Raw genomic sequence first — 20,192 nt, 5'->3', positions numbered from 1 at the left:
CAAACCGTCAGCGAAACCAAAAAACACAATTGAAACGCACGATCCTAGCCGTATCCGATGGCACGCGATACGGCTTTTGCGACGAAGTCGCAACAAAACGGACTCAATGACGTGAGAACGAGCGCGATTTGCTGCAGTGCTTCACCCAGTCACGAGACACCGGGGCTGTGGAACTGACCAAGCCGATGTGGCGAATGCTGCGATGTGCAAGAGGCGAAGTGCGCGCTATTATAGATACGTTCACGCATGTATGTAAGCAGGACCCATCGGCAAAACAGGGCTATTGTTGCAACTTTTGCTGAACTCGTTGCAATGGCGGAACAGCGCGGGATCGCGGCAGCACACAGCCCACCAAGGCCCATCGCAGATCATGTCACCCGAAGTGCAGGGTGCAGCGTTGTGCAGTATGAAATAATGCGTTGTGGAATTTTGTGCGGCGCACAAAAGCGAATCGAAAGAACGTTGGCAGGGTGAGCCGGCGTTCCTCTGGAAGATCATGGTCAGACGAACCAAGGAAGAAGCACTGGAAACACGCAACCGCATCCTGGATGCGGCAGAAGACGTGTTTTATGCACGTGGCGTGGCGCGCACGTCGCTATCGGACATCGCACAGGCCGCGGGCGTGACGCGCGGCGCCATCTACTGGCATTTTCGCAACAAGGCCGATGTGTTCGCCGCCATGTGCGAGCGCGTGAAACTGCCCATGGAAACGATGTGCTCGCCGCCGGGCGTGGAGGCCGACGACCCGCTGGGCGAGTTACGTACGGTGGGCAACTTCCTGCTGCGCCAACTGGTGGAAGACGCCCACTGGCGCAAGGTCTTCGAGATCATGTTCAACAAGTGCGAGTTTGTGGAAGACACGAGCCCGATCCTCAAGCGCCAGCAGGAATCCTTTGAGGAAGGCATGGCGCGGCTGTCCAGCATCATCGAGCAGGCAACGCGGCGCGGGCAGCTGCCGGCCGACCTCGACATCCCCCTGGCAGTGGCGCAGTTCCATGCGTCGTTCAACGGGATCATGGGCGACTTCCTGTTCTACCCGGATGCCTCCGCCCTCGCCAGCAAGCGCGAGCGCCTCATGGACGCCTGCATCGACACCCTGAAATACTCGCCCGCGCTGCGCCTGACGCGGCCGGCCGCTGCCTCTGCCCGTACCGAGGCCCCCGCATGAGCACGCCCGCCTTCGACCAAATGGTGTTTGCCGGCGGCGGCAACCGCTGCTGGTGGCAAGCTGGCTGGTGGGATGCCGTCCAGCCCGAGCTGGGCCTGGCGCCACGCGTGATCACCGGCATCTCGGCCGGCGCATCGACGGCATGCATGCTGCACGCCTGGAATTCCGCCGAGCTGATGGATTACTACGGCGAAGCCCTGCGCCACAACAAGCGCAACGCCCACTGGGGCAACCTGCTGCGCGGCGAGCGCGTATTCCCGCACTACGGCATGTACCGCACAGCGCTGCTGACGGTGTTCGGCGAAGGCCGTTTCGCGCGGCTCGCGCAGGCGCCCGAGATCCGCATCGGCGTGGCACATATCCCACGCTGGATGGGCGCACGCACCGCCGTGGCAGCGGGGCTGATCGCCTACAACATCGAAAAGCACGTCCGCAAGACGCTGCATCCGACGCTGGGCCGGCGCCTGGGCTTCACCCCCGAATTCGTGCGCGCGCAGGATTGCGCCTCGCCAGAAGAGCTGGCTGACCTGCTGCTGCAGTCGGCGTCGACCCCGCCGTTCACGCCCGTGTTGCGGCGCGCGGGGCGGCCGGTGCTCGACGGCGGCATGGTCGACAACGTGCCGGTGCACGCGCTGGACCCAACGCCGGGCGATGCACTGGTGCTGGTCACGCGCCTGTACCCGCGCCCGACGTTTTTCCGCATGGATATGCCGGTGGCCGGCGGCGTGCAGCGCCGCTTCTACGTGCAGCCCTCGCGCAAGGTGCCGATCTCGAGCTGGGACTACACCCGCCCGGGCGCCATGCGCGACGCCTATGCGCTCGGCCGTCATGACGGCGAAACCTTCCTGCGCGAACTTCCACGCGGGTTCGCCGAACCGGTGGCTGCGTAGCCATCGCCCTCCGGCAAACGGCGGGCGCGCCGTTTGCTGCACACGGTGCGCCCGCCGGCGTGCCGCCATGGCTGTCCGGCCGATGCTTTTTCGACGGACACCGCCATGCCCGCAAAATCCGCAGCTTCCTTTGACTTGATCGTGATCGGCGCCGGCTCAGCCGGGCTGGCGACCGCGCGCCGTGCCGCGCAGCTGGGTGCACGCACGCTGATCATCGACCGCGCGCAGGTGGGCGGCACCTGCGTCAACCGCGGCTGCGTGCCCAAGAAGCTGCTCGGCTACGGCGCCGCATGGTCGCAGACCGTGGCGCGTTGCCTGCGCGCGACGCATGCCGCCGACGCTTGGGCCCAAGCCATCGCCCGCACCCGCGCCGAAGTGGCACGCCTGAACGAGGTCTACCACGCGCACCTGCTCGACGCCGGTGTGCAGTGGCTGACCGGCGTCGCCTCGCTGCGCGGACGCGGCATCGTCCGGCTGCACAGCGACACCGGCAGGACCACGCTGCGCGCGCGGCAAGTCGTACTGGCCACCGGCGCGCAGCCCGTGCCGCTGCCGGTGCCTGGCGCTGAACTTGCCTGTAGCTCCGACGACGTTTTCGGCTGGGATACGCTGCCCGCCTCGCTCATCATCGTGGGCGGCGGTGTCGTGGCGGTGGAGCTGGCATCGATGCTCGCGCGCTTTGGCGTGCGCGTGACGCTGCTGGTGCGCGAGGCGCGCGTGCTCGCTGAGTTCGATGTCGCCGTGTCGGAAGCCACGGCACAGGCCCTGGCCCGCTGCGGCGTCGACCTGGTGCAGAACGTCGATGTCGTGCGCGTGGAGCGCGATGCCGTCAATGGCGGCGGTGTGGCCGTCTACGTGAGCGGCGCCGCCGGCGACATCCCGCGCGTGCTGCGCGCCCAGCGCGTGCTGGCCGCCATCGGCCGCGCGGCAACCACTGCGGGGCTGGGGCTCGACGCAGCGGGCGTCTCGCTGGATGCGCGCGGAGGCATCGCCGTCGACCGCCACTTCCGCACCCGCGCACGCGGCGTGCATGCCGTGGGCGATGTCAGCGGCGCGCAGCAGCTCACGCCCGTGGCCACGGCACAAGGCCACTATGTAGCCGAGCGGCTGTTCGGCAAGGGCACCAAGCTACCTGACATGACTGCAGTGCCAACGGCGGTGTTCTGCGACCCGGCCATCGCCACCGTGGGCCTGACCGAAGCCGATGCGCGCACGCGCTGGCCCGATTTGGGCAAACGCGGAGCCAAACCCGAAACGGACGGCGACAAACGCGCCGCCGCCGAGCGCATCGACGTGGTCGTGCGCCGCTTCGTTTCGCTCGAACAGCGCTTTGCCGGCACGGGCATGGAATCGCTGATCAAGCTGGTGTGCAACGCGCGCAGCGGGCGTGTGCTTGGCGCGCACATCGTCGACAACGCGGCGCCCGAAATCATCCAGGCGCTGGCCGTGGCGGTACGCATGGGCGTGCGACTCAAGCATCTGCGCACCACGGTGGGCCTGCACCCGACCGTGGCGGAGGAACTGCTGCATTTCTGAGCACATGCGTGGTCGATCGGTTGAGCCGTCAAACGCACTTGTTCAACTTTCCTGACCCCCGTCTCCAAATCCATGCACGTTGCGTGCGTGAGGGAGGCGCAGAATGGTTGTCATATTCTTCAGGAAATTTGACATGCTTCCCGTGCTCTATCTGTCTCATGGGTCGCCGATGCTGGCGGCCGATCCGGGCCCTGTCGGCCAATCCCTGGCTGCGCTAGGGCAAGAGATGGCCGCGCTTGCGCCCCGCGCCATCGTTGTGGTTTCGCCGCACTGGATGACGCGCCGCCCGGCCGTGACCGCCCGCGCCCAGCAAGAGGCGTGGCATGACTTCGGCGGCTTTCCGCCGCAGCTCTATGCGCTGGAATATGCGCCGCCGGGCGCACCCGACCTGGCTGAGCGCATCCGCGCGCTGATCGACGGCAACGTCGTCCCGGGCTTGGAAGAACAGGCGTCAACCGTGCTCGACCCGCGCCAGCCGCTGGACCACGGGGCCTGGGTGCCGCTGATGCTGATGTTTCCCGAGGCGAAAATCCCCGTGGTGCAGGTGTCGTTAATGCCAGGCCTGTCGCCCGCCTGCCAGATGGCGATGGGGCGCACGCTCGCGCCGCTGCGCGACGAGGGCGTGCTGATCGTCGGCTCCGGCAGCTTCACGCACAACCTGCGCGCGCTGATGCGCGGCCCCGGCACGGCACAACATGGCGTGCCGGTGGAACCGTGGGTGAACGCATTCCGCGAGTGGATGATGGAGGCCATGACCGAAGGTATCCGCAGTGGCGACTTCGCCACCTTCTGCGACTACCGCGCGCAAGCCCCGCAAGCCGCCCACGCGCACCCGACCGACGAGCACCTGATGCCGCTGTATGTGGCACTGGGCGCAGCGATGGGCCAACCGGCGCAGGCCACGGCTGGCGGCGTGCAGGCTCAGCACGTCATCGATACCGTGACCTACGGCTCGCTGGCGATGGACAGCTTCCGCTTTGATGGCGCAGGCGCGAACGTGGGCAACCTCGAGCCGCAGCTACGCGCTGCGGCTTGATTGACGGAAACGGCTGGCGTTACGCGCGGATCAACGCCGGCGCCAGCGCCGTCGGGTTGACGACGCTGTCGACGTTGCCCTGCAAAACATCGAGGATGTTCTGGAACGCGACGCGGAAGTACATCTCGTAGCTGTCGCGCTCCACATAGCCGATGTGCGGCGTGCAGATGCAGTTCTCCATGCGCAGCAGGGTGTGGCCCTGCAGGATGGGTTCCGTTTCAAACACGTCGATGGCAGCCATGCCCGGACGCCCGCGATTGAGCGAGGTCACCAAGCCGTTCTCTTCCACCAGCTCGGCACGGCTCGTATTGACGAAGAGGGCGGTTGGCTTCATGCGCGTGAGGTCGGCCACCGTCACGATGCCGCGCGTCTCGTCGTTCAGGCGCAGGTGGACTGACAGCACATCGGACTGTTCGAAGAACGCCTCTTTCGATTCCGCCACGCCAAAGCCGTCGGCACGGGCGCGCTCCTGCGAGCCTTCACGGCCCCACACCAGCACGTTCATGCCGAAGGCGCGGCCATAGCCGGCCACAAGCTGGCCGATCTTGCCGTAACCAAAAATCCCCAGCGTCTGGCCCTTGAGCACGCGGCCGATGCCGAAGTTGGGCGGCATCGTCGTCGACTTGAGTCCCGACTGCTGCCACGCGCCGTGCTTGAGGCTCGCCACATACTGTGGAATGCGCCGCTGCGCGGCCATCACCAGCGCCCAGGTCAGCTCGGCCGGCGCCACCGGCGAGCCCTTGCCCTCAAGCACGACCACGCCCTTGTCGGTACAGGCATCCAGGTCGATATGGCTGCCGGCATCGCGCGACACGCGGCCGGTCTGGCTGATGATCTTGAGTTTGGGCAGGCGGTCGAGCAGCTGACGCGTCACGCGCGTACGCTCCCGGATCAACACGATGGCTTCAACGTCCGCCACGCGTGCGGCCAATTGCCCCACGCCTTTGACGGTGTTGTTGAACACTTTGACTTCGTGGTCCTGCATCAGGCTGAAGCAATCCAGCTTGCGAACAGCGTCTTGGTAGTCGTCCAGTACGGCAATCTTCATCGACATCTCACTTCGAACAATGGTGCGCAGCAAAAAACAGCGATCCCTCGCGGTGGTATTCTTCCCATCCCTCGTCGCACGACCGCTGTTGCCAACAATCCGTGTCGACGTTTGGAATTGCCCGCCGCGGGCACGCAATTTGCGCTGCCCCGCTGGTGACGAGTCCTTGTTCTAGGGTCTGTTGACCTTGGTCCCGCCACTTTAGCGCACGCGGCCCCCGCCGCCCGGAAAAACCCACGTTCCGGCAGCGAACCGCTTTGTAACTGAATGTGAAATCAGCACGGCTCCTGTCCCTCCGCCTGCGTTGCCCCTCCCTCTGGAAATCGCTGATCCGGCCCGCTCACGGTGCGCCGTCGATCGCTTTCCACCCCGCCGCTGGGCGCCTCGACCGGGACTGCCGCGCTGATCTACCGCCGCTTTCTTTTTCACTTCCATTGGAGTTTTGGTCATGAATCAACCCGTGATGCAGGGCGTGCCCGCATTGAACGTGCCTGACTACGTCAAACACGCACGACTGATCGCGTGGGTGGGCGAAATCGCCGCGCTCACCAAACCGGAGCGCATCGTCTGGTGCGATGGTTCGCAAGAAGAGTACGACCGCCTGTGCGCCGAGATGGTGGCCGCCGGCACGATGAAGCAGCTCAACCCGGCCAAGCGCAAGAACTCGTTCCTGGCACTGTCGGACCCGTCGGACGTGGCGCGCGTGGAAGACCGCACCTTCATCTGCTCGCAGAAAAAGGAAGACGCCGGCCCCACCAACAACTGGACGGCCCCGGCCGAGATGCGTCAGACGCTGAACGGCCTGTTTGACGGCAGCATGCGTGGCCGCACGCTGTACGTGGTGCCGTTCTCGATGGGCCCGCTGGGCTCGCCGATCGCACACATTGGTGTGGAGCTGTCGGACAGCCCGTACGTGGCCGTCAACATGCGCATCATGACCCGCATGGGCCGCGCGGTGTATGACGTGCTGGGCACCGACGGTGATTTCGTGCCGTGCGTACACACCGTTGGCAAGCCGCTCGCTGCCGGCGAGAAAGACGTGCCGTGGCCGTGCAACCCGACCAAGTACATCGTGCACTTCCCGGAAACGCGTGAAATCTGGTCGTTTGGCTCCGGCTACGGCGGCAACGCGCTGCTGGGCAAGAAGTGCTTCGCACTGCGGATCGCCTCCACCATGGGCCGTGACCAAGGCTGGCTGGCCGAGCACATGCTGATCCTGGGCGTGACCTCGCCGGAAGGTAAGACGTACCACGTGGCCGCCGCCTTCCCGTCGGCCTGCGGCAAGACCAACTTTGCGATGCTGATTCCGCCGGCCGGCTTCAACGGCTGGAAAGTGACCACCATCGGCGACGACATCGCCTGGATCAAGCCGCGCAAGGACGCCGACGGCCAGACCCGCCTGTACGCCATCAATCCGGAATCGGGCTTCTTTGGCGTGGCACCGGGCACGGGCGAGAAGACCAACCCCAACGCGATGGCGACGCTGAAGGAAAACGTCATCTTCACCAACGTGGCGCTGACGGACGACGGCGACGTGTGGTGGGAAGGCATGACCGACGCCGTGCCCGCGCACCTGACCGACTGGCAGGGCCAAAGCTGGACGCCGGAGATTGGCAAGGAAACCGGCCGCAAGGCCGCGCATCCGAACGCGCGTTTCACAGCCCCGGCCTCGCAGTGCCCGTCGATCGATCCGCAATGGGACAACCCGGCCGGCGTACCCATTGATGCGTTCATCTTCGGCGGTCGCCGCTCGACCACCGTGCCGCTCGTCACCGAAGCGCGCGATTGGACTGAAGGCGTGTACATGGCCGCCACGATGGGCTCGGAAACCACTGCCGCCGCTGCCGGCCAGCAAGGCGTGGTGCGCCGTGACCCGTTCGCCATGCTGCCGTTCTGCGGCTACAACATGGCCGACTACTTCGCGCACTGGCTCAAGCTGGGCGACCAGCTTGCCAACAGCGGCGCCACGCTGCCGAAGATCTTCTGCGTGAACTGGTTCCGCAAGGACGAGGCCGGCAAGTTCGTGTGGCCGGGCTTCGGCGAGAACATGCGCGTGCTGAAGTGGATGATTGATCGCCTCGAAGGCCAGGCGCAGGGCGATGCGCATGCCTTTGGCGTGTCGCCGCGCTATGAAGAACTGCGCTGGGATGGGCTGAACTTCACGGCTGAGCAGTTCGCCAAGGTGATCTCCGTCGACGCTGCCGCGTGGCAGCAGGAACTGGCGCTGCACGATCAGCTGTTCACGCAGTTGGCGCATGGCCTGCCGCAGGCGCTGCCGGAGGCGAAGGCGCGCCTGGAGGGTCGCCTGCAAGGCTGACGCTCGCTCCCGCTCCATAGGAAGCCCGCCTCGCGCGGGCTTTTTTTTCGCCCACCGCCGACACTTGCTCAAGCAGCGAGCAGTAATCCTAAAGGTTTAAATTGCGCGATTTACCCCTTTCGATAAAACAGACCACTTGATTTAAATTTAATTAAATCCTGTTGTAAAAAATACCATCAAGCACAGGTCAATGCGCATTATGCCAATCAAAACATAACCACCATGTATTTATGCTAACCGTGAATCGTCGCAAGCATGATGCGCCCCAAGACCCTTACCCCGCATAGCTTTGTGAAGCGCGCATGTCAATCAACCCTGCACGAAATGTACCGCCCCTAAAAAATTACCGACTTTTAAAAATGGTGCGTGACGAATTCGCACGAGATTCTTATAATCCGGCAAAACGGGAGCCTTTCTCACTGAGTCGGAGGGGGTATCCAAACAAAAGGAATCGGAAAAGGAAGGCAGGTCAATGCCATGTGCGGATGGGCTTACCCCCATCCTCCCGGCGCTCGGGGGGGCGCCGGTTCGGTTCTCGCGTGAGCGATGACGCACGCTGTGCAAACGATTGCACTGTGCGGCGCGCAGCGCGGGGGCCGATGGACTTGTGAATCCTTTCCAAACCACCCTGGAACATCCAGGAGGCTCCGCCACCGATCGTCACCGGGATAGCAGCACACGACGATCGCGCGCCAGGCCCACACACCTAGTGGCCCCCGGCAAATGGTGCCCGACAAGAACGACCTGCAGGCAGACGCGCAACGCATGCATGGGTTTGATAACAACGCGCACCGCAGACAGCAGAGCGCAGCCGCAAGGCTGCTCGCCGGAGTGTGTCGGCTGGTTAGACGGGAGGTTTTACAAGTGGGTACTCAGATCGTGCTGGTCGAACAGGACCAGGCAGAGGGCGAACGTTTGTCATTTTCCCTGCGCGACGGCGGACATCATGTCCTGCGCGTCGACAGCCCGGCGCAGGCGCAAGCCGCAATCCAGGCGTCCACGCCGGATTTGCTCGTGATGGAGTGGGCATGGCCCGAGCGTGAGTCGATCGACATGCTGCTGGCGCTGCGCGCCAACACGCAAACGCGCGGCCTGCCAGTCATCGTGTTGTCGCGTCATGGCGACGCACGCGCCAAGATCGCAGCGCTGGATGCCGGCGCAGACGACTACGTCGTCAAGCCGTGCGACACCGGCGAGCTGCATGCCCGCATCCGTGCCGTGCTACGCCGACGCGCACCGCAGCAAGGCGACGAGATCCTGCAGGTCAACGGCCTGCGCCTCGACCCGCTCACGCTGGGCGTGACGGCACAGACCGAAACCGGACCGCGCGCCATCGCACTCAGCCCGCTGGAATTCCGCTTACTGCACTTCCTGGTCGCGCATCCGCAGCGCGTGCACTCGCGCACGCAACTGCTTGACCGCGTGTGGGGCAACCATGTCTTCGTGGGTGAACGTACCGTCGACGTGCACGTGCGCAAGCTGCGCGTGGCGCTGGCCGGCACGCCTTGCGATGGCCTGATCCAGACCGTGCGTGGCGGCGGGTACCGCCTGGTGGTGGGCGGTGGTGCCGCTCAGGCTGCCGAGTCGATTGGCGATCGCCTGAACATGACGACCTCGCGCAAGCCCGAACCGCTCGTCGAGACACCGTTTGCACGCTCGCCGCTGCGTCCTGCGGCGATGCAGATGACGGCCTGACGAAGGCTGGAACAAAACGGCGCCTCTCGGGGCGCCGTTTTTGTCTCTGCCAAAGCCGGGAGCGGAGTCACGCGTTGGCGCAATCTCATCCGTTTTGAACTTCGCCACTCACCGTCAGCACGCGATACTTACCGCCATCGGTACAACGCACATCGATCCGCTCACCGCCAGCGTCAATCGCGCGCGCCTCCGACACATTGGCACATGCCTTGCCGCGAATCCGGATCGCCGCAGCTACACCGCCATACAAGTCCGCCGTGGTGAAGGTGCGACCGTGCGGATACTTCGGCATCTGATCTGTCTTGTTGACGGCAGCAAAGGCGGTGTAGACAAAGGCGCGCAGACCCAGGTGGGTCGCGTCATTCGGCACATCTTCCTTGGCCTGCGCAATCAACGCTGTGCCCAGCAGGGCCAGCAGAATAACGAGGGGACGCTTCATGCAAGGCCTCCGTTGGGTTACACAAATGCCGCACGGGCCAGCGCCCTGGGGCGCGCGGAGTCTAGCAACTGTTTGTTAAACCAGCATAAAAGCAGGGACACGCTTTCCGAGCGATTGCGAGGCATCACGATTGCCCCTACGATGCCCGCCGACATTCCAACATCGTGGGGAGAACACGCATGAAATCGTGGTTGAGTGGAGCATTGCTGGCCGGCCTGGCCGTCTGCGTCCATGCACAAGAGGTGAAACCGGGGCTGTGGGAAGACAAGGCCAGCTATACCGTCAACGGCAAGCCGGTTGTGCTCCCGGATGAGCATGGCCGCCAGATCTCCACCATCGTCAGCAAGGGGTGTCTGGCGAGCAAGGACGCTGGCGACGTTCGCGCCAAGATGGAGCGCAACATGCTCAAGGAGATGCCCGGCTGCCAGCTGAGCCGCTGGGACTACGCGGGCGGCACGCTCAAGGTCACCGTGTCGTGCAGTGACAGCGCACGCGGCGGCGCAGGTACGCTGGAAGGCAGTGGCCCGCTCACCGCTGAGCGCTATGACATCTCAGGTACGGGGCACGCCCAGCATCCGCAGTACGGGCCAATGACCCTCGGCTTCCGTTATCAGGGACGCTACGTGGGCGCGTGCAAGTCGTAAGCCGACGCGCCAACCAGACAACGGCCGGAGCGCTTGCGCACATCCGGCCGTTTTTCTTTGCAGCGAAACCGATCAGCGCTGGCGCTCGCGCCAACGCTTGAGCCAGCCCAGCCCCTCGCTGGTGCCGGCGCGCGGCCGGTACTCGCAGCCGACCCAACCGTCGTAGCCGAGCGTATCCATCAAGGCGAAGAGGTGCGGGTAGTTCAGCTCACCCTCGTCCGGCTCGTGGCGATCGGGCACGCCAGCAATCTGCACGTGGCCGACATCGGCCACGTACTGCTTGAGCTTGACCGACAGATCGCCTTCCATGATCTGCGCGTGGTACAGGTCGAACTGCACCTTCAGGTTGGGCGCGCCAACCTCCTTGCACACCGCATGCGCCTGCGCCTGGTGCGTCAGGAAAAAGCCGGGCATATCGCGCGTGTTGATCGGCTCCAGCACGATGGTGATGCCCGCGCCTTCGGCCTCGCGCGCGGCATAGGCGACGTTGCTCACGTAGGTGGCTTGATGGCGTGCGCGATCGGCACCAGCAGGCAGCAGACCGGCCATCACGTGCAGGCGCTTGTTGCCGAGCACCTGCGCATACTCCAGCGCCGTCGCAATGCCGCGCTTGAATTCGTCTTCGCGCCCAGGCAGCGAGGCGATGCCGCGTTCGCCGCCCGCCCAGTCGCCCGGGGGCGCATTGAACAGCGCCTGCTGGAGGCCCGCGTCGTGAAGACGGGTGCTGATCTCCGTCTTGTCGAAGTCATAGGGGAAGAGAAACTCCGCACCCTCGAAGCCGTCCTTTGCCGCGGCGGCAAAGCGGTCAAGGAACGCGTGCTCCTGGTACATCATGGACAGGTTGGCGGCAAAGCGTGGCATGACAAACCTCTGAAGACGATTGCTTATTTGTTGACCAACTTGGCTGGCGTACGCAGCACGGCGATACAACCGAGCACCAGCACGCCGGCCAGTGCATACATGCCCGCAGACGTGCTGCCGGTCATGTCCTTGAGGGCACCGATCATATAGGGGCTCACGAAGCCGGCCAAGTTGCCCACCGAGTTGATGGCGGCAATGCCAGCAGCAGCGGCCGTGCCTTGCAGGAAGGCTGTCGGCAGCGACCAGAACAGTGGCGCGCAGGTCAGCACACCGGCTGCTGCCAGCGACAGGAACACGATCGACAGGGCCACGTTGTTGCCTGCCGTCGCCACCACTGCAAAACCGACAGCACCCATCAGCGCAGGCACGACCAGATGCCAGCGGCGCTCGCGGCGCGCATCGGCGCTGCGGCCGATCAGCACCATGGTGATCGCCGCGCAGACGTACGGAATGGCGGAGAGCACGCCCACCATGAAGGTGTCCTTCACACCGGCATTCTTCACCAGTGTCGGCATCCAGAACGTCAGCCCGTACTGGCCCATCACGAAGGCGAAGTAGATCAGGCTCATGCCCCACACGCGCGGGTCGGAGAACACCTTGCCAATGCCGGGGTGTTCCGTCTTGCCCTTGTTGTCGGCGGCGATGTTGGCTTCGAGGATCTGCTTCTCGTCTTCGCTCAGCCACTTGGCTTTGCGGATGCTGTCATCAAACTTCCACAGCACCAGCAGGCCGATCAGCACAGCGGGGATGGCTTCGATCACGAACATCCACTGCCAGCCCTGCCAGCCGCCGTTGTCGTGGAACGCGCTCATGATCCAGCCCGACAGCGGATTGCCGAAGATGCCCGAGATGGGAATGGCCGCCATGAACATCGCCACGATGCGCGCACGGCGGTGCGACGGGTACCAGTACGTCAGGTACAGGATGATGCCGGGGTAGAAGCCGGCTTCCGCCAGGCCCAGCAGGAAACGCATCACGTAGAACTGCGTGGGCGTCTGCACGAAGGCGAATGCGCCCGAGATCAGCCCCCACGTAATCATGATCCGCGCGATCCAGATGCGCGCGCCGATCTTGTTCATCAGCAGGTTGCTCGGTACCTCGAAGAGGAAGTAGCCGAGGAAGAAGATACCGGCACCCAACCCATACACCGTCTCGGAAAAATTCAGCGCCTGCGACATCTGCAGCTTCGCAAAGCCGACGTTCACGCGGTCGAGATACGCGACCACGTAGCACAGCATGATGAGCGGAACGATGCGGCGCGACACGCGTGCGTACACGCTGTCTTCTTTTGAAACGGCGTGCGCAGGCAACGCCGCCGTGGTGGCGGTGGAGGTGTTCATGTGGTCTCCAATCTAGGTTTTATGTGGGCCCGTGGTGCTTAGAACCTGTTCACGATCCGTAGCGAACGGCCCGAGGTTGGCCCGAGAAGCGCAGCCGTACACGGGTACGGCGAGCATCGCAGGGGCAAGATCGGGTCGCGCAGTAGGATCGTGGGCAGGTTCCTACCAGCGGGCCCCGAACGTCTGACGCAGCTCGTCGATCTGCGCATCTGACAGCGGTGCGGGCTTTGGCTCCGTCATCAGCCAAAGCTTGGCGGTTTCTTCCAGTTCTTCCAGCGCATAGGCCGCGTTCGATGCCGAGCTGTGCCACACCACGGGGCCCAGGCGATCGAGCAGCACGGCGCGCACCTCAGTAGCCAGCGCGGCAATCTGCGCGGCCACATCCGGATGCCCGGGGCGTTGGTACGCGATGAGCGGCACGTGGCCAACCTTCATCACGTAGTACGGCGTGATGGGCGGCAGCACGTCGGCCTCGCGCCAGACGCCGGCCAGCGTGAGCGCCACCAGGTGCGTCGAATGCGTGTGCACCACGGCGTGCGCGTCGGTATTGCGGTCGTAGATGCCGCGATGCAGGGCGAGCGTCTTGGAGGGCTTGTCGCCGCTGACCCACTCGCCCGCCGTGCTGACCTTGGCGATGCGCGCCGGGTCCAGCGTGCCGAGGCAGGCGTCGGTGGGCGTGATGAGCCAGCCGTCGGGCAAGCGCGCGCTGATGTTGCCCGCCGTGCCGACGGTGTAGCCGCGCGCATACAGGCTCTGGCCCACGCGCGCGATTTCTTCGCGCAGCGCGCTTTCGTTGGCGGTGCTCACGCTGTCGTCTCCACCGTGACCTGTGCAAGTTGCGCGAGCGCCTTCTCGAAGAAATCGACGGTGCCGAAGTTGCCAGATTTCAACGCCAGCGCGATCGGATCGCTGTCAATGGTGGCAGTCCAGGGCACGCCCGGATCGATCTGCGGGCCGATGCGCAGCGCCCGCACATCCAGCGCCTGCACGACCGCGCCCGAGGTCTCACCGCCGGCCACCACGAAGCGGCGCACGCCATCGGCATGCAGCGCACGGGCGATACGGCCAAGCGCGTCTTCGACCAGCTTGCCGGCGCGCTCCACGCCCAGCGTCTGCTGCACGCGGGCCACTTGCTCCGGGGCACTGGTGGCGTACACCAACACCGTCTGGCCTGCGTGGCGGTGCACAAAGTCGAGCGCCTCGACCACCACCGGCTGACCTTCGGCCAACGCCAGCGGATCGATCTGGAACGCGGGGCGCGCGGCGCGCCAGTGCGCCACCTGCGCGTTCGTCGCACGCGAGCAGCTGCCTGACAGCACGATGGCCGAGTCGACCACGGACGGCAGTTGCGCAGCGTCACCGTGCTCGGTAATGAGGCCGGTGCGGCGGTACTGCGCGGGCAGGCCAAGCGCCAACCCCGAGCCCCCCGTCAGCAGCGGCAGATCGGCAAACGCTTCGCCCAGCACGATCAGGTCGTCATTGGAGATCGCATCGGCAATTGCCAGCTTCACACCGTCGGCGCGCAGTTGTTTGGCCTGGTCGCGCGCCGCTTGGGCACCGCGCATGACCGCGTCGTAACGCAGCAGGCCGACCTTGCCCGCACTCTGGCGCGCGAGCACCGGCACGAGGTTCGGATCGCGCATCGGCGTGAGCGGGTGGTGCTCCATGCCCGACGCGTTGAGCAGCACGTCGCCCACAAACAGATGGCCACGGAAGATCGTGCGGCCGTTCTCCGGAAACGCCGGGCAGGCCAGCGTGAAGTCCGTCCCCAGTTCAGCCATCAACGCCTCGGCCACAGGGCCGATGTTGCCGTCGTCGGTGGAATCGAAGGTCGAGCAGTATTTGAAGAAGAAACGCGAGCAGCCTTGCACACGCAGCCAGCGCAGCGCGGCGAGCGACTGCTGCACGGCATCGGCCGCCGGAATCGTGCGCGACTTGAGCGCGACGACGATGGCATCCGCATCGGCGGCGATGGCCTCATCGCCAGCCTGTGGCACACCAATGGTCTGTACGGTCCGCATGCCCGCGCGCACGAGCATGTTGGCCAGATCGGTCGCACCGGTGAAGTCATCGGCGATGCAACCGAGCACGGGGCGGGAAATCTGCGCAGCGCTCATGCCGACTTGCCCTCCGGCAGCGTGATACCCGGGAAGATCTTGATGACAGCGGAGTCGTCTTCCCGGGCGTAACCGGCGGTAGACGCCTGCATGAACATCTGGTGCGCGGTGGCGGCCAGCGGCAGCGGGAATTTGGTCGCCCGCGCCGTATCGAGTACGAGCCCCAAGTCCTTGACGAAGATGTCGACGGCGGACAGCGGCGTGTAGTCACCGGCCAGCACGTGGGCCATGCGGTTTTCGAACATCCAGCTGTTGCCCGCGCTGTGGGTGATGACCTCGTACAGCGCGTCGGCTTCCACGCCTTCGCGCAGGCCCAGGGCCATCGCTTCGGCAGCTGCGGCAATGTGCACACCGGCAAGGAGTTGATTGATGATCTTGACCTTGCTGCCCGCGCCCGCCTTGTCGCCCAGGCGGTAGACCTTGCCGGCCATGGCGTCGAGCACATGGCCTGCGGCGGCATAGGCGGCGGGCGTGGCCGAGGTCATCATCGTCATCTGGCCCGAGGCGGCCTTGGCGGCACCGCCGGAGATGGGGCCGTCCACGTACAGGATGCCGCCTTGCGCCAAGCGCGCTTCCAGCGCGATCGACCAGTTCGGGTCCACCGTGGAGCACATCACGAACGTGCTGCCCGGCTGCATGGCGGCGGCCGCGCCGTTCTCGCCAAACAGCACCGTTTCGGTTTGCGCAGCATTGACCACCACTGAGACGACCACGTCCACGCTGCCCGCCACCTCGACAGGCGTTGCGCAGGCCACGCCGCCTTCCTTGGCGAACTCGGCTGCGGCGCCGGGGCGCGCGTCGCAGGCATGCACGGTGTAGCCGTTGTGGCGCAGGGTCTTGGCAATGCCCAAGCCCATGGCGCCGAGTCCGATCACGCCGACCGTCCGGTCAGCCGTCGATTGCGTCATGCAGTGCTCCTGAATCAGTCTTGCGCAGCGTCCCGGCCCTCGGCCAGGCGACGTGCGGCGTTGAACATGTGGGTCTGCGCGGCGTTGCGTGCAGCCAGCGCATCTCGGGCGCGGATGGCCTCAACCATCGCGCGGTGCTCGTCGCGCACCTGGCGGGCGAAGTCTTCGCGGCGCGCTTCGTTGCTGCGCGTCACGCCAATCGCTTCTTCCAGGTACTGGCTGAAGAAGCCGAGTGCCTGCACGAGGAATGGATTGCCGCTGGCCGCCGCAATGGCGCGGTGAAAGCGCAGGTCTTCGGCCACGCCATCACCGCCGGTGGCGACGGCGGCGTCGATGCTGTCGAGTGCTGCATCGATCTCGATCATCTGCGCGTCGGTGCGGCGCTGGGCGGCCAGTGCGGCGCCTTCGGCCTCCAGCGCGCGACGCAGTTCGATGATGTGCAGCACGGCGTCGATCGACCCGGCCTGCGCCGCGTCGATGCGCAGCGGCTTGAGCCCGGCCTGCTGTGTGACGTACACGCCACTACCTTGGCGCGCCTCGACCACGCCTTCGTGACGCAGGCGCGAGATCGCCTCGCGGATCACCGTGCGGCTCACGCCGAATTCCTGGCCGAGCACGGTCTCAGACGGCATGCGTTCGCCGCGGCGCAGTTCGCCGGCGTCGATCTTGTCCATCAGGGTCTGGGCCACGCGGTCGGACAGGGATGGCGCGGCGTCAAGTCGTTCAAACATAGGGATCGGGATGGCTTGGCAAGCGTAAATTCGTCGTGTCATCATACAAGTTGAGCCGCAGAGCTTCATCCCTGTTTACCCTAGGCATCGATCAAAACGCCGGGCGATCCACGTTCGGCAACAAGGAGACACCATGAACATCGTCATCACCGGCGGCGCCGGTTTCCTGGGCCAGCGCGTGCTGGCGGCACTGCTTGCGGCACCCGGCCTGCCCGGTCCGGACGGCACGCCGCAACCGGTCGATACCTTCATCGTGCTGGACCAGGTGGCCGGTCAGATTGCTGACCCGCGTGTGCGCTACGTGGCCGGCGATGCGTCGGACCCCGCCCTCATCGCCCAGGTGATCGATGAAAACGTGGGCGGCGTGTTCCATCTGGCCGCCGTGGTGAGCGGCACGGCGGAAGCGGATTTCGACCTCGGCATGCGTGTGAACCTGGATGGCACGCGCGCGCTGCTCGACGCGTTGCGTGCGCAGCAGGCCAAGACGGGTCGCGCGCCCCGGGTGCTGTTCGCCAGCTCGGTGGCGGTGTTCGGCGGCCAACTGCCGGCAATCGTGACCGACGACACAGCGGCTACGCCACAAGCCTCGTACGGCGTGCAGAAGCTGATGGGCGAATTCCTGGTGGGCGAGTACTCGCGCAAGGGCTACATCGATGGCCGCGCCGTGCGCATCCCGACGGTCTCGGTGCGCCCGGGCAAGCCGAATGGCGCGGCGTCGAGCTTTGCCAGCGGCATCATCCGCGAGCCGCTGGCAGGCGTTGACGCCATCTGCCCGGTGGAGGCCGAGACCGAACTGTGGCTCGCCTCGCCGCGTCAAGTGGTGGCCTCACTGCTGCACGCCTACACGCTGCCAGCATCGACGTGGGGCAATCGCCGTTCGCTCAATCTGCCGGGCATCACCGTGCGGGTCGGTGAGATGGTCGAGGCGCTGCGCAAGGTGGCGGGCGACGCGCCGGTCTCCCGCATCCGCTGGGAGCCTGACGCGCGCATCAAGGCCATCGTGCAGAGCTGGCCGGCGCGCTTCGATACCGCCCGCGCCGACGCGATGGGCTTCGGCCGCGACACCTCGTTCGAGGCGATGGTGCGCGACTACGTGGATGCCGTGGCGCGCTAACGCCCCTTCCCCAGCTCCACCGCAAACTTCACCAGTTCCGCCTGGCCCTCGATGCCGAGCTTGCGCTTGAGGTTCAGGCGATGCGACTCCACCGTGCGCACCGACAGGCCTAACTCGTCAGCAATGCGCTTGTTGGCGTAACCCTTGGCGATGCCATCGAGGATGTCGCGCTCGCGCGGTGTGAGCGCCTCAACGGGCGTGGGCATGACGGCCTGCTCGGCCATGCGCATCGCGAGTTGTGCACTGTAGAAGGCACGGCCAGCCAACACCGCATCGATGGCCTCGACCAGTTCACTGGCGGGCGCATCCTTGAGCACGTAACCGCGCGCACCGGCACGGATCACCTGGCGCACGTACTCCAGGTTGTCGTGCATCGACAGCACCAGCACGGCGATCTCCGGAAACTGCTCGGCAAACTTTTCGGTGAGCGCGATACCGTTCATGCCGCGCATGCCGATGTCCATCAGCGCCAGGTCCGGCGACAGCGTGCGCGCGGCTTCGAGCGCGCCCTGCGCATCGCCGGCTTCGCCCACCACTTCGAAATGCGGCACGGCCTCCAGCCGCACGCGCACACCATCGCGCACCAGCGGGTGATCGTCGACGAGAAGCAATTTGACAGGCGTGTTCATGCGGATGCGGACAGAGCGGTGGAGGCGGCCGAAGTAACAGCGGCCAGTTGAGCGATGACGATGTGCGGCAGCACGGCACAGACTTCCGTGCCGTGCACGTCGGAAACAATGGTACAGGTGCCGCCCAGCGCAGCCATGCGCTCACGCATATTGCGCAGGCCGATGCCATGCTCAGGGTCCACCTGCACGGACTCGACATCGAAGCCCGAACCGTTGTCGCGAATGGACAAGCGCACGGCATCGATGTCGTTCTCCAGCAGCACGCCGATGCGCGTGGCATGCGTGGCGTGGCGCTCGACGTTGGAGATGGCTTCCTGTGCGATGCGGAACAGCGCCGTGTTGCAGGCATCCGGCAACTGCACGGCCGGCCCGACAAGTTCCAGCACGATGGCGAAGCCCGGTTGGCGGTCTTCATGCGCTTCGCGTGTTTCGCGCACGAGCAACTCCAGCGCAGCAGCCAAACCCAAATCATCCAGCAGCGCAGGGCGCAGGTTGTGCGACACGCGCCGCACTTCGCCCAGTGCGCCATTCAGGCGATCGAGCGCGCGGCGCAGCATGCCGGTGGCCTTGTCAGTGGCAGCCGTTTTCGCGGGCTGCGCCTCCAGATGACCGTGCGCCGTTTCGAGCAGCAGCTTGGTCGACACCAACACCTGGCTGATGCCGTCGTGCAGCTCACGCGAGACACGCGCGCGCTCGTCTTCCTGAGAGCGCACCACCTGCTGCGCGAGCTGGCGCAACTTGGCGTCCGCCTCGCGATGGTCGCTCACGTTGAGCGCCAAACCGCTGCCCGCCACCAGCAGGATGCTGATGGCTGCGATGGCCACCACCCATGCGAGCGTCTGGTCGATATTGGTCTGCGCACGTTGATCGATCTGGCGCAGCGTCTGCTCGATGTCATCCAGATAGAGGCCGGTGCCGACCATCCAGCCCCACTTCGGAATCGGCTCCACATAGCCGAGCTTGGGCACGCTCTGGTGCGTGGAGGGCTTGTCCCACATGTAGCGCACGAAGCCGCCGCCGTTCTGCGCGGCCGCGACCAGCTTCTGGATCGTGGGCTGCCCGCCAGCGTCAGTCAGGTCCCACAGGTCACGGCCGACCAGCTCGGGTTGGCGCGGGTGCATCAGGTTGCGACCACGCATGTCGTAGAGGAAGAAGTAGCCGTCGGTGCCGAAGTCGAGGCGGGCGAGGGTGCGCATGGCTTCGTCGCGCGTGGCCTCATCGTCGCGGCCCGAGGCGACGAGCGGGGCGATGGCGCTCTGCGCGAGCTTCACATAGGCGCGCAGCTCGGTCTCCTTGGCCTGCAGGTAGGCGGACTCCACCAGTTGCCGCTCATGCTGCGCCAGCGCGATCGACTGATGCCGCACGGTCAGCATGATCGCCAACATGGCGATGGTCAGCGGCGCAACGGCGAGGAGCAGGATCTTCTGGCGGAGCTTCATGGCAGGGCGCGGCACCTTGCATCGCAACATCGTAAGGTTCGGGCGCGTATTCGATTGGGAATCACATGGCCTGCGTAGTACTACGGACATACGCTGCGTAGTCCTCCGCTTGTGGCGGGCACTGAGGCTGGCAAATACTACACGGCCTCGCTGTCCGGCCAACTCAGGCCAACGGACTGCGTGCAAACCTTGCCGACAACGCGAGAGCGACAGGATCGGCAGGATCAACCCGCAGGGATGAGCCCACATCCCGCTTCGACCAAGGTTCGAGGAGACCGAC

General features: G+C 65.4%; 18 protein-coding genes. 8 read left to right on the top strand and 10 right to left on the bottom strand.

The window, feature by feature from the left end:
• Window positions 1-496: 496 nt before the first annotated feature.
• The 4 genes from ACS13N_RS08210 (at window position 497) to ACS13N_RS08195 (ending at window position 4,630) form a co-directional block, all read left to right on the top strand.
• The gene (locus ACS13N_RS08210) at window positions 497-1,168 is read left to right on the top strand and encodes a TetR family transcriptional regulator (RefSeq protein ID WP_438931195.1); all 672 of its coding nucleotides are present in this window, start codon (window positions 497-499) and stop codon (window positions 1,166-1,168) included.
• Window positions 1,165-2,058: a patatin-like phospholipase family protein gene (locus tag ACS13N_RS08205; protein WP_438931194.1), complete on the top strand. Its 894-nt coding sequence runs from the start codon at window positions 1,165-1,167 to the stop codon at window positions 2,056-2,058. Before ACS13N_RS08210 ends, ACS13N_RS08205 begins: the two co-directional genes overlap by 4 nt.
• Window positions 2,059-2,163: 105 nt before the next feature.
• Window positions 2,164-3,594, top strand: coding sequence for a dihydrolipoyl dehydrogenase family protein (locus ACS13N_RS08200; protein ID WP_438931193.1), 1,431 nt, complete (start codon window positions 2,164-2,166; stop codon window positions 3,592-3,594).
• 133 nt (window positions 3,595-3,727) lie between these two features.
• Complete coding sequence (locus tag ACS13N_RS08195) at window positions 3,728-4,630, top strand: DODA-type extradiol aromatic ring-opening family dioxygenase (RefSeq protein WP_438931192.1); 903 nt, start codon at window positions 3,728-3,730, stop codon at window positions 4,628-4,630.
• 19 nt (window positions 4,631-4,649) lie between these two features.
• Here ACS13N_RS08195 and ACS13N_RS08190 read toward each other — a convergent pair whose 3' ends face one another.
• Window positions 4,650-5,678, bottom strand: a complete 1,029-nt coding sequence (locus tag ACS13N_RS08190; protein WP_438931191.1) for a D-2-hydroxyacid dehydrogenase family protein — start codon at window positions 5,676-5,678, stop codon at window positions 4,650-4,652.
• A 448-nt stretch (window positions 5,679-6,126) separates the two neighbouring features.
• Here ACS13N_RS08190 and ACS13N_RS08185 point away from each other — a divergent pair, with 448 nt between their 5' ends.
• Window positions 6,127-7,995, top strand: a complete 1,869-nt coding sequence (locus ACS13N_RS08185; RefSeq protein WP_438931190.1) for a phosphoenolpyruvate carboxykinase (GTP) — start codon at window positions 6,127-6,129, stop codon at window positions 7,993-7,995.
• 864 nt (window positions 7,996-8,859) lie between these two features.
• Complete coding sequence (locus tag ACS13N_RS08180) at window positions 8,860-9,690, top strand: winged helix-turn-helix domain-containing protein (RefSeq protein WP_438931189.1); 831 nt, start codon at window positions 8,860-8,862, stop codon at window positions 9,688-9,690.
• An 85-nt stretch (window positions 9,691-9,775) separates the two neighbouring features.
• On the opposite strand, the gene ACS13N_RS08175 is transcribed toward ACS13N_RS08180, so the two are convergent.
• Window positions 9,776-10,129 (bottom strand): hypothetical protein, encoded by a 354-nt coding sequence (locus tag ACS13N_RS08175; protein WP_438931188.1) that lies wholly within the window; start codon window positions 10,127-10,129, stop codon window positions 9,776-9,778.
• A gap of 179 nt (window positions 10,130-10,308) precedes the next feature.
• On the opposite strand from ACS13N_RS08175, the gene ACS13N_RS08170 reads away from it, so the two are divergent.
• Window positions 10,309-10,773 carry a DUF3617 domain-containing protein gene (locus ACS13N_RS08170; RefSeq protein ID WP_438931187.1) on the top strand — a complete coding sequence of 155 codons (465 nt, stop codon included), beginning with the start codon at window positions 10,309-10,311 and terminating at the stop codon, window positions 10,771-10,773.
• 72 nt (window positions 10,774-10,845) lie between these two features.
• Here the strand turns inward: ACS13N_RS08170 and otnI are convergent, their stop codons facing one another.
• From otnI to ACS13N_RS08140, 6 genes are all read right to left on the bottom strand, one after another.
• Window positions 10,846-11,634, bottom strand: coding sequence for a 2-oxo-tetronate isomerase (otnI, locus tag ACS13N_RS08165; protein WP_438931186.1), 789 nt, complete (start codon window positions 11,632-11,634; stop codon window positions 10,846-10,848).
• Window positions 11,635-11,657: 23 nt separating this feature from the next.
• A complete protein-coding gene (locus ACS13N_RS08160; RefSeq protein WP_438931185.1) occupies window positions 11,658-12,974 on the bottom strand; it encodes an MFS transporter in 1,317 nt (438 codons plus the stop codon).
• A 162-nt stretch (window positions 12,975-13,136) separates the two neighbouring features.
• Entirely contained in the window at window positions 13,137-13,781 is a 645-nt protein-coding gene (otnC, locus tag ACS13N_RS08155; RefSeq protein ID WP_438931184.1) for a 3-oxo-tetronate 4-phosphate decarboxylase, read from the bottom strand.
• Entirely contained in the window at window positions 13,778-15,091 is a 1,314-nt protein-coding gene (gene otnK, locus ACS13N_RS08150) for a 3-oxo-tetronate kinase (RefSeq protein WP_438931183.1), read from the bottom strand. The genes otnC and otnK overlap by 4 nt, the downstream gene beginning before the upstream one ends.
• Window positions 15,088-15,999 (bottom strand): L-threonate dehydrogenase, encoded by a 912-nt coding sequence (gene ltnD / locus ACS13N_RS08145; RefSeq protein ID WP_438931182.1) that lies wholly within the window; start codon window positions 15,997-15,999, stop codon window positions 15,088-15,090. The genes otnK and ltnD overlap by 4 nt, the downstream gene beginning before the upstream one ends.
• Before the next feature lie 14 nt (window positions 16,000-16,013).
• Window positions 16,014-16,730, bottom strand: a complete 717-nt coding sequence (locus ACS13N_RS08140) for a FadR/GntR family transcriptional regulator (RefSeq protein ID WP_438931181.1) — start codon at window positions 16,728-16,730, stop codon at window positions 16,014-16,016.
• Between the two features lie 133 nt (window positions 16,731-16,863).
• Here ACS13N_RS08140 and denD point away from each other — a divergent pair, with 133 nt between their 5' ends.
• Window positions 16,864-17,844, top strand: a complete 981-nt coding sequence (denD, locus tag ACS13N_RS08135) for a D-erythronate dehydrogenase (protein ID WP_438931180.1) — start codon at window positions 16,864-16,866, stop codon at window positions 17,842-17,844.
• Here the strand turns inward: denD and ACS13N_RS08130 are convergent.
• Together ACS13N_RS08130 and ACS13N_RS08125 are read right to left on the bottom strand one after the other, a co-directional pair.
• Entirely contained in the window at window positions 17,841-18,473 is a 633-nt protein-coding gene (locus ACS13N_RS08130) for a response regulator (protein WP_438931179.1), read from the bottom strand. The two genes, denD and ACS13N_RS08130, sit on opposite strands and share 4 nt — an antisense overlap.
• Window positions 18,470-19,912 (bottom strand): cache domain-containing protein, encoded by a 1,443-nt coding sequence (locus tag ACS13N_RS08125; RefSeq protein ID WP_438931178.1) that lies wholly within the window; start codon window positions 19,910-19,912, stop codon window positions 18,470-18,472. Before ACS13N_RS08125 ends, ACS13N_RS08130 begins: the two co-directional genes overlap by 4 nt.
• Window positions 19,913-20,192: the final 280 nt, after the last annotated feature.

The sequence above is a fragment of the Ralstonia sp. 24A2 genome (assembly GCF_051783885.1).
Taxonomy (GTDB): Bacteria; Pseudomonadota; Gammaproteobacteria; order Burkholderiales; family Burkholderiaceae; genus Ralstonia.
This window is presented reverse-complemented; position numbering and strand designations above follow the sequence as displayed.

Excerpts from the sequence above, each read along its gene's own strand:
- otnK (WP_438931183.1), bottom strand. The coding sequence starts at position 15,091 with ATGAGCGCTGCGCAGATTTCCCGCCCCGTGCTCGGTTGCATCGCCGAT.
- ACS13N_RS08205 (WP_438931194.1), top strand. The coding sequence starts at position 1,165 with ATGAGCACGCCCGCCTTCGACCAAATGGTGTTTGCCGGCGGCGGCAAC.
- ACS13N_RS08195 (WP_438931192.1), top strand. The coding sequence starts at position 3,728 with ATGCTTCCCGTGCTCTATCTGTCTCATGGGTCGCCGATGCTGGCGGCC.
- ACS13N_RS08160 (WP_438931185.1), bottom strand. The coding sequence starts at position 12,974 with ATGAACACCTCCACCGCCACCACGGCGGCGTTGCCTGCGCACGCCGTT.
- ACS13N_RS08175 (WP_438931188.1), bottom strand. The coding sequence starts at position 10,129 with ATGAAGCGTCCCCTCGTTATTCTGCTGGCCCTGCTGGGCACAGCGTTG.
- ACS13N_RS08210 (WP_438931195.1), top strand. The coding sequence starts at position 497 with ATGGTCAGACGAACCAAGGAAGAAGCACTGGAAACACGCAACCGCATC.
- denD (WP_438931180.1), top strand. The coding sequence starts at position 16,864 with ATGAACATCGTCATCACCGGCGGCGCCGGTTTCCTGGGCCAGCGCGTG.
- ACS13N_RS08200 (WP_438931193.1), top strand. The coding sequence starts at position 2,164 with ATGCCCGCAAAATCCGCAGCTTCCTTTGACTTGATCGTGATCGGCGCC.
- ACS13N_RS08140 (WP_438931181.1), bottom strand. The coding sequence starts at position 16,730 with ATGTTTGAACGACTTGACGCCGCGCCATCCCTGTCCGACCGCGTGGCC.
- ACS13N_RS08170 (WP_438931187.1), top strand. The coding sequence starts at position 10,309 with ATGAAATCGTGGTTGAGTGGAGCATTGCTGGCCGGCCTGGCCGTCTGC.
- ACS13N_RS08125 (WP_438931178.1), bottom strand. The coding sequence starts at position 19,912 with ATGAAGCTCCGCCAGAAGATCCTGCTCCTCGCCGTTGCGCCGCTGACC.
- ACS13N_RS08190 (WP_438931191.1), bottom strand. The coding sequence starts at position 5,678 with ATGAAGATTGCCGTACTGGACGACTACCAAGACGCTGTTCGCAAGCTG.
- otnI (WP_438931186.1), bottom strand. The coding sequence starts at position 11,634 with ATGCCACGCTTTGCCGCCAACCTGTCCATGATGTACCAGGAGCACGCG.
- ltnD (WP_438931182.1), bottom strand. The coding sequence starts at position 15,999 with ATGACGCAATCGACGGCTGACCGGACGGTCGGCGTGATCGGACTCGGC.
- ACS13N_RS08185 (WP_438931190.1), top strand. The coding sequence starts at position 6,127 with ATGAATCAACCCGTGATGCAGGGCGTGCCCGCATTGAACGTGCCTGAC.
- ACS13N_RS08130 (WP_438931179.1), bottom strand. The coding sequence starts at position 18,473 with ATGAACACGCCTGTCAAATTGCTTCTCGTCGACGATCACCCGCTGGTG.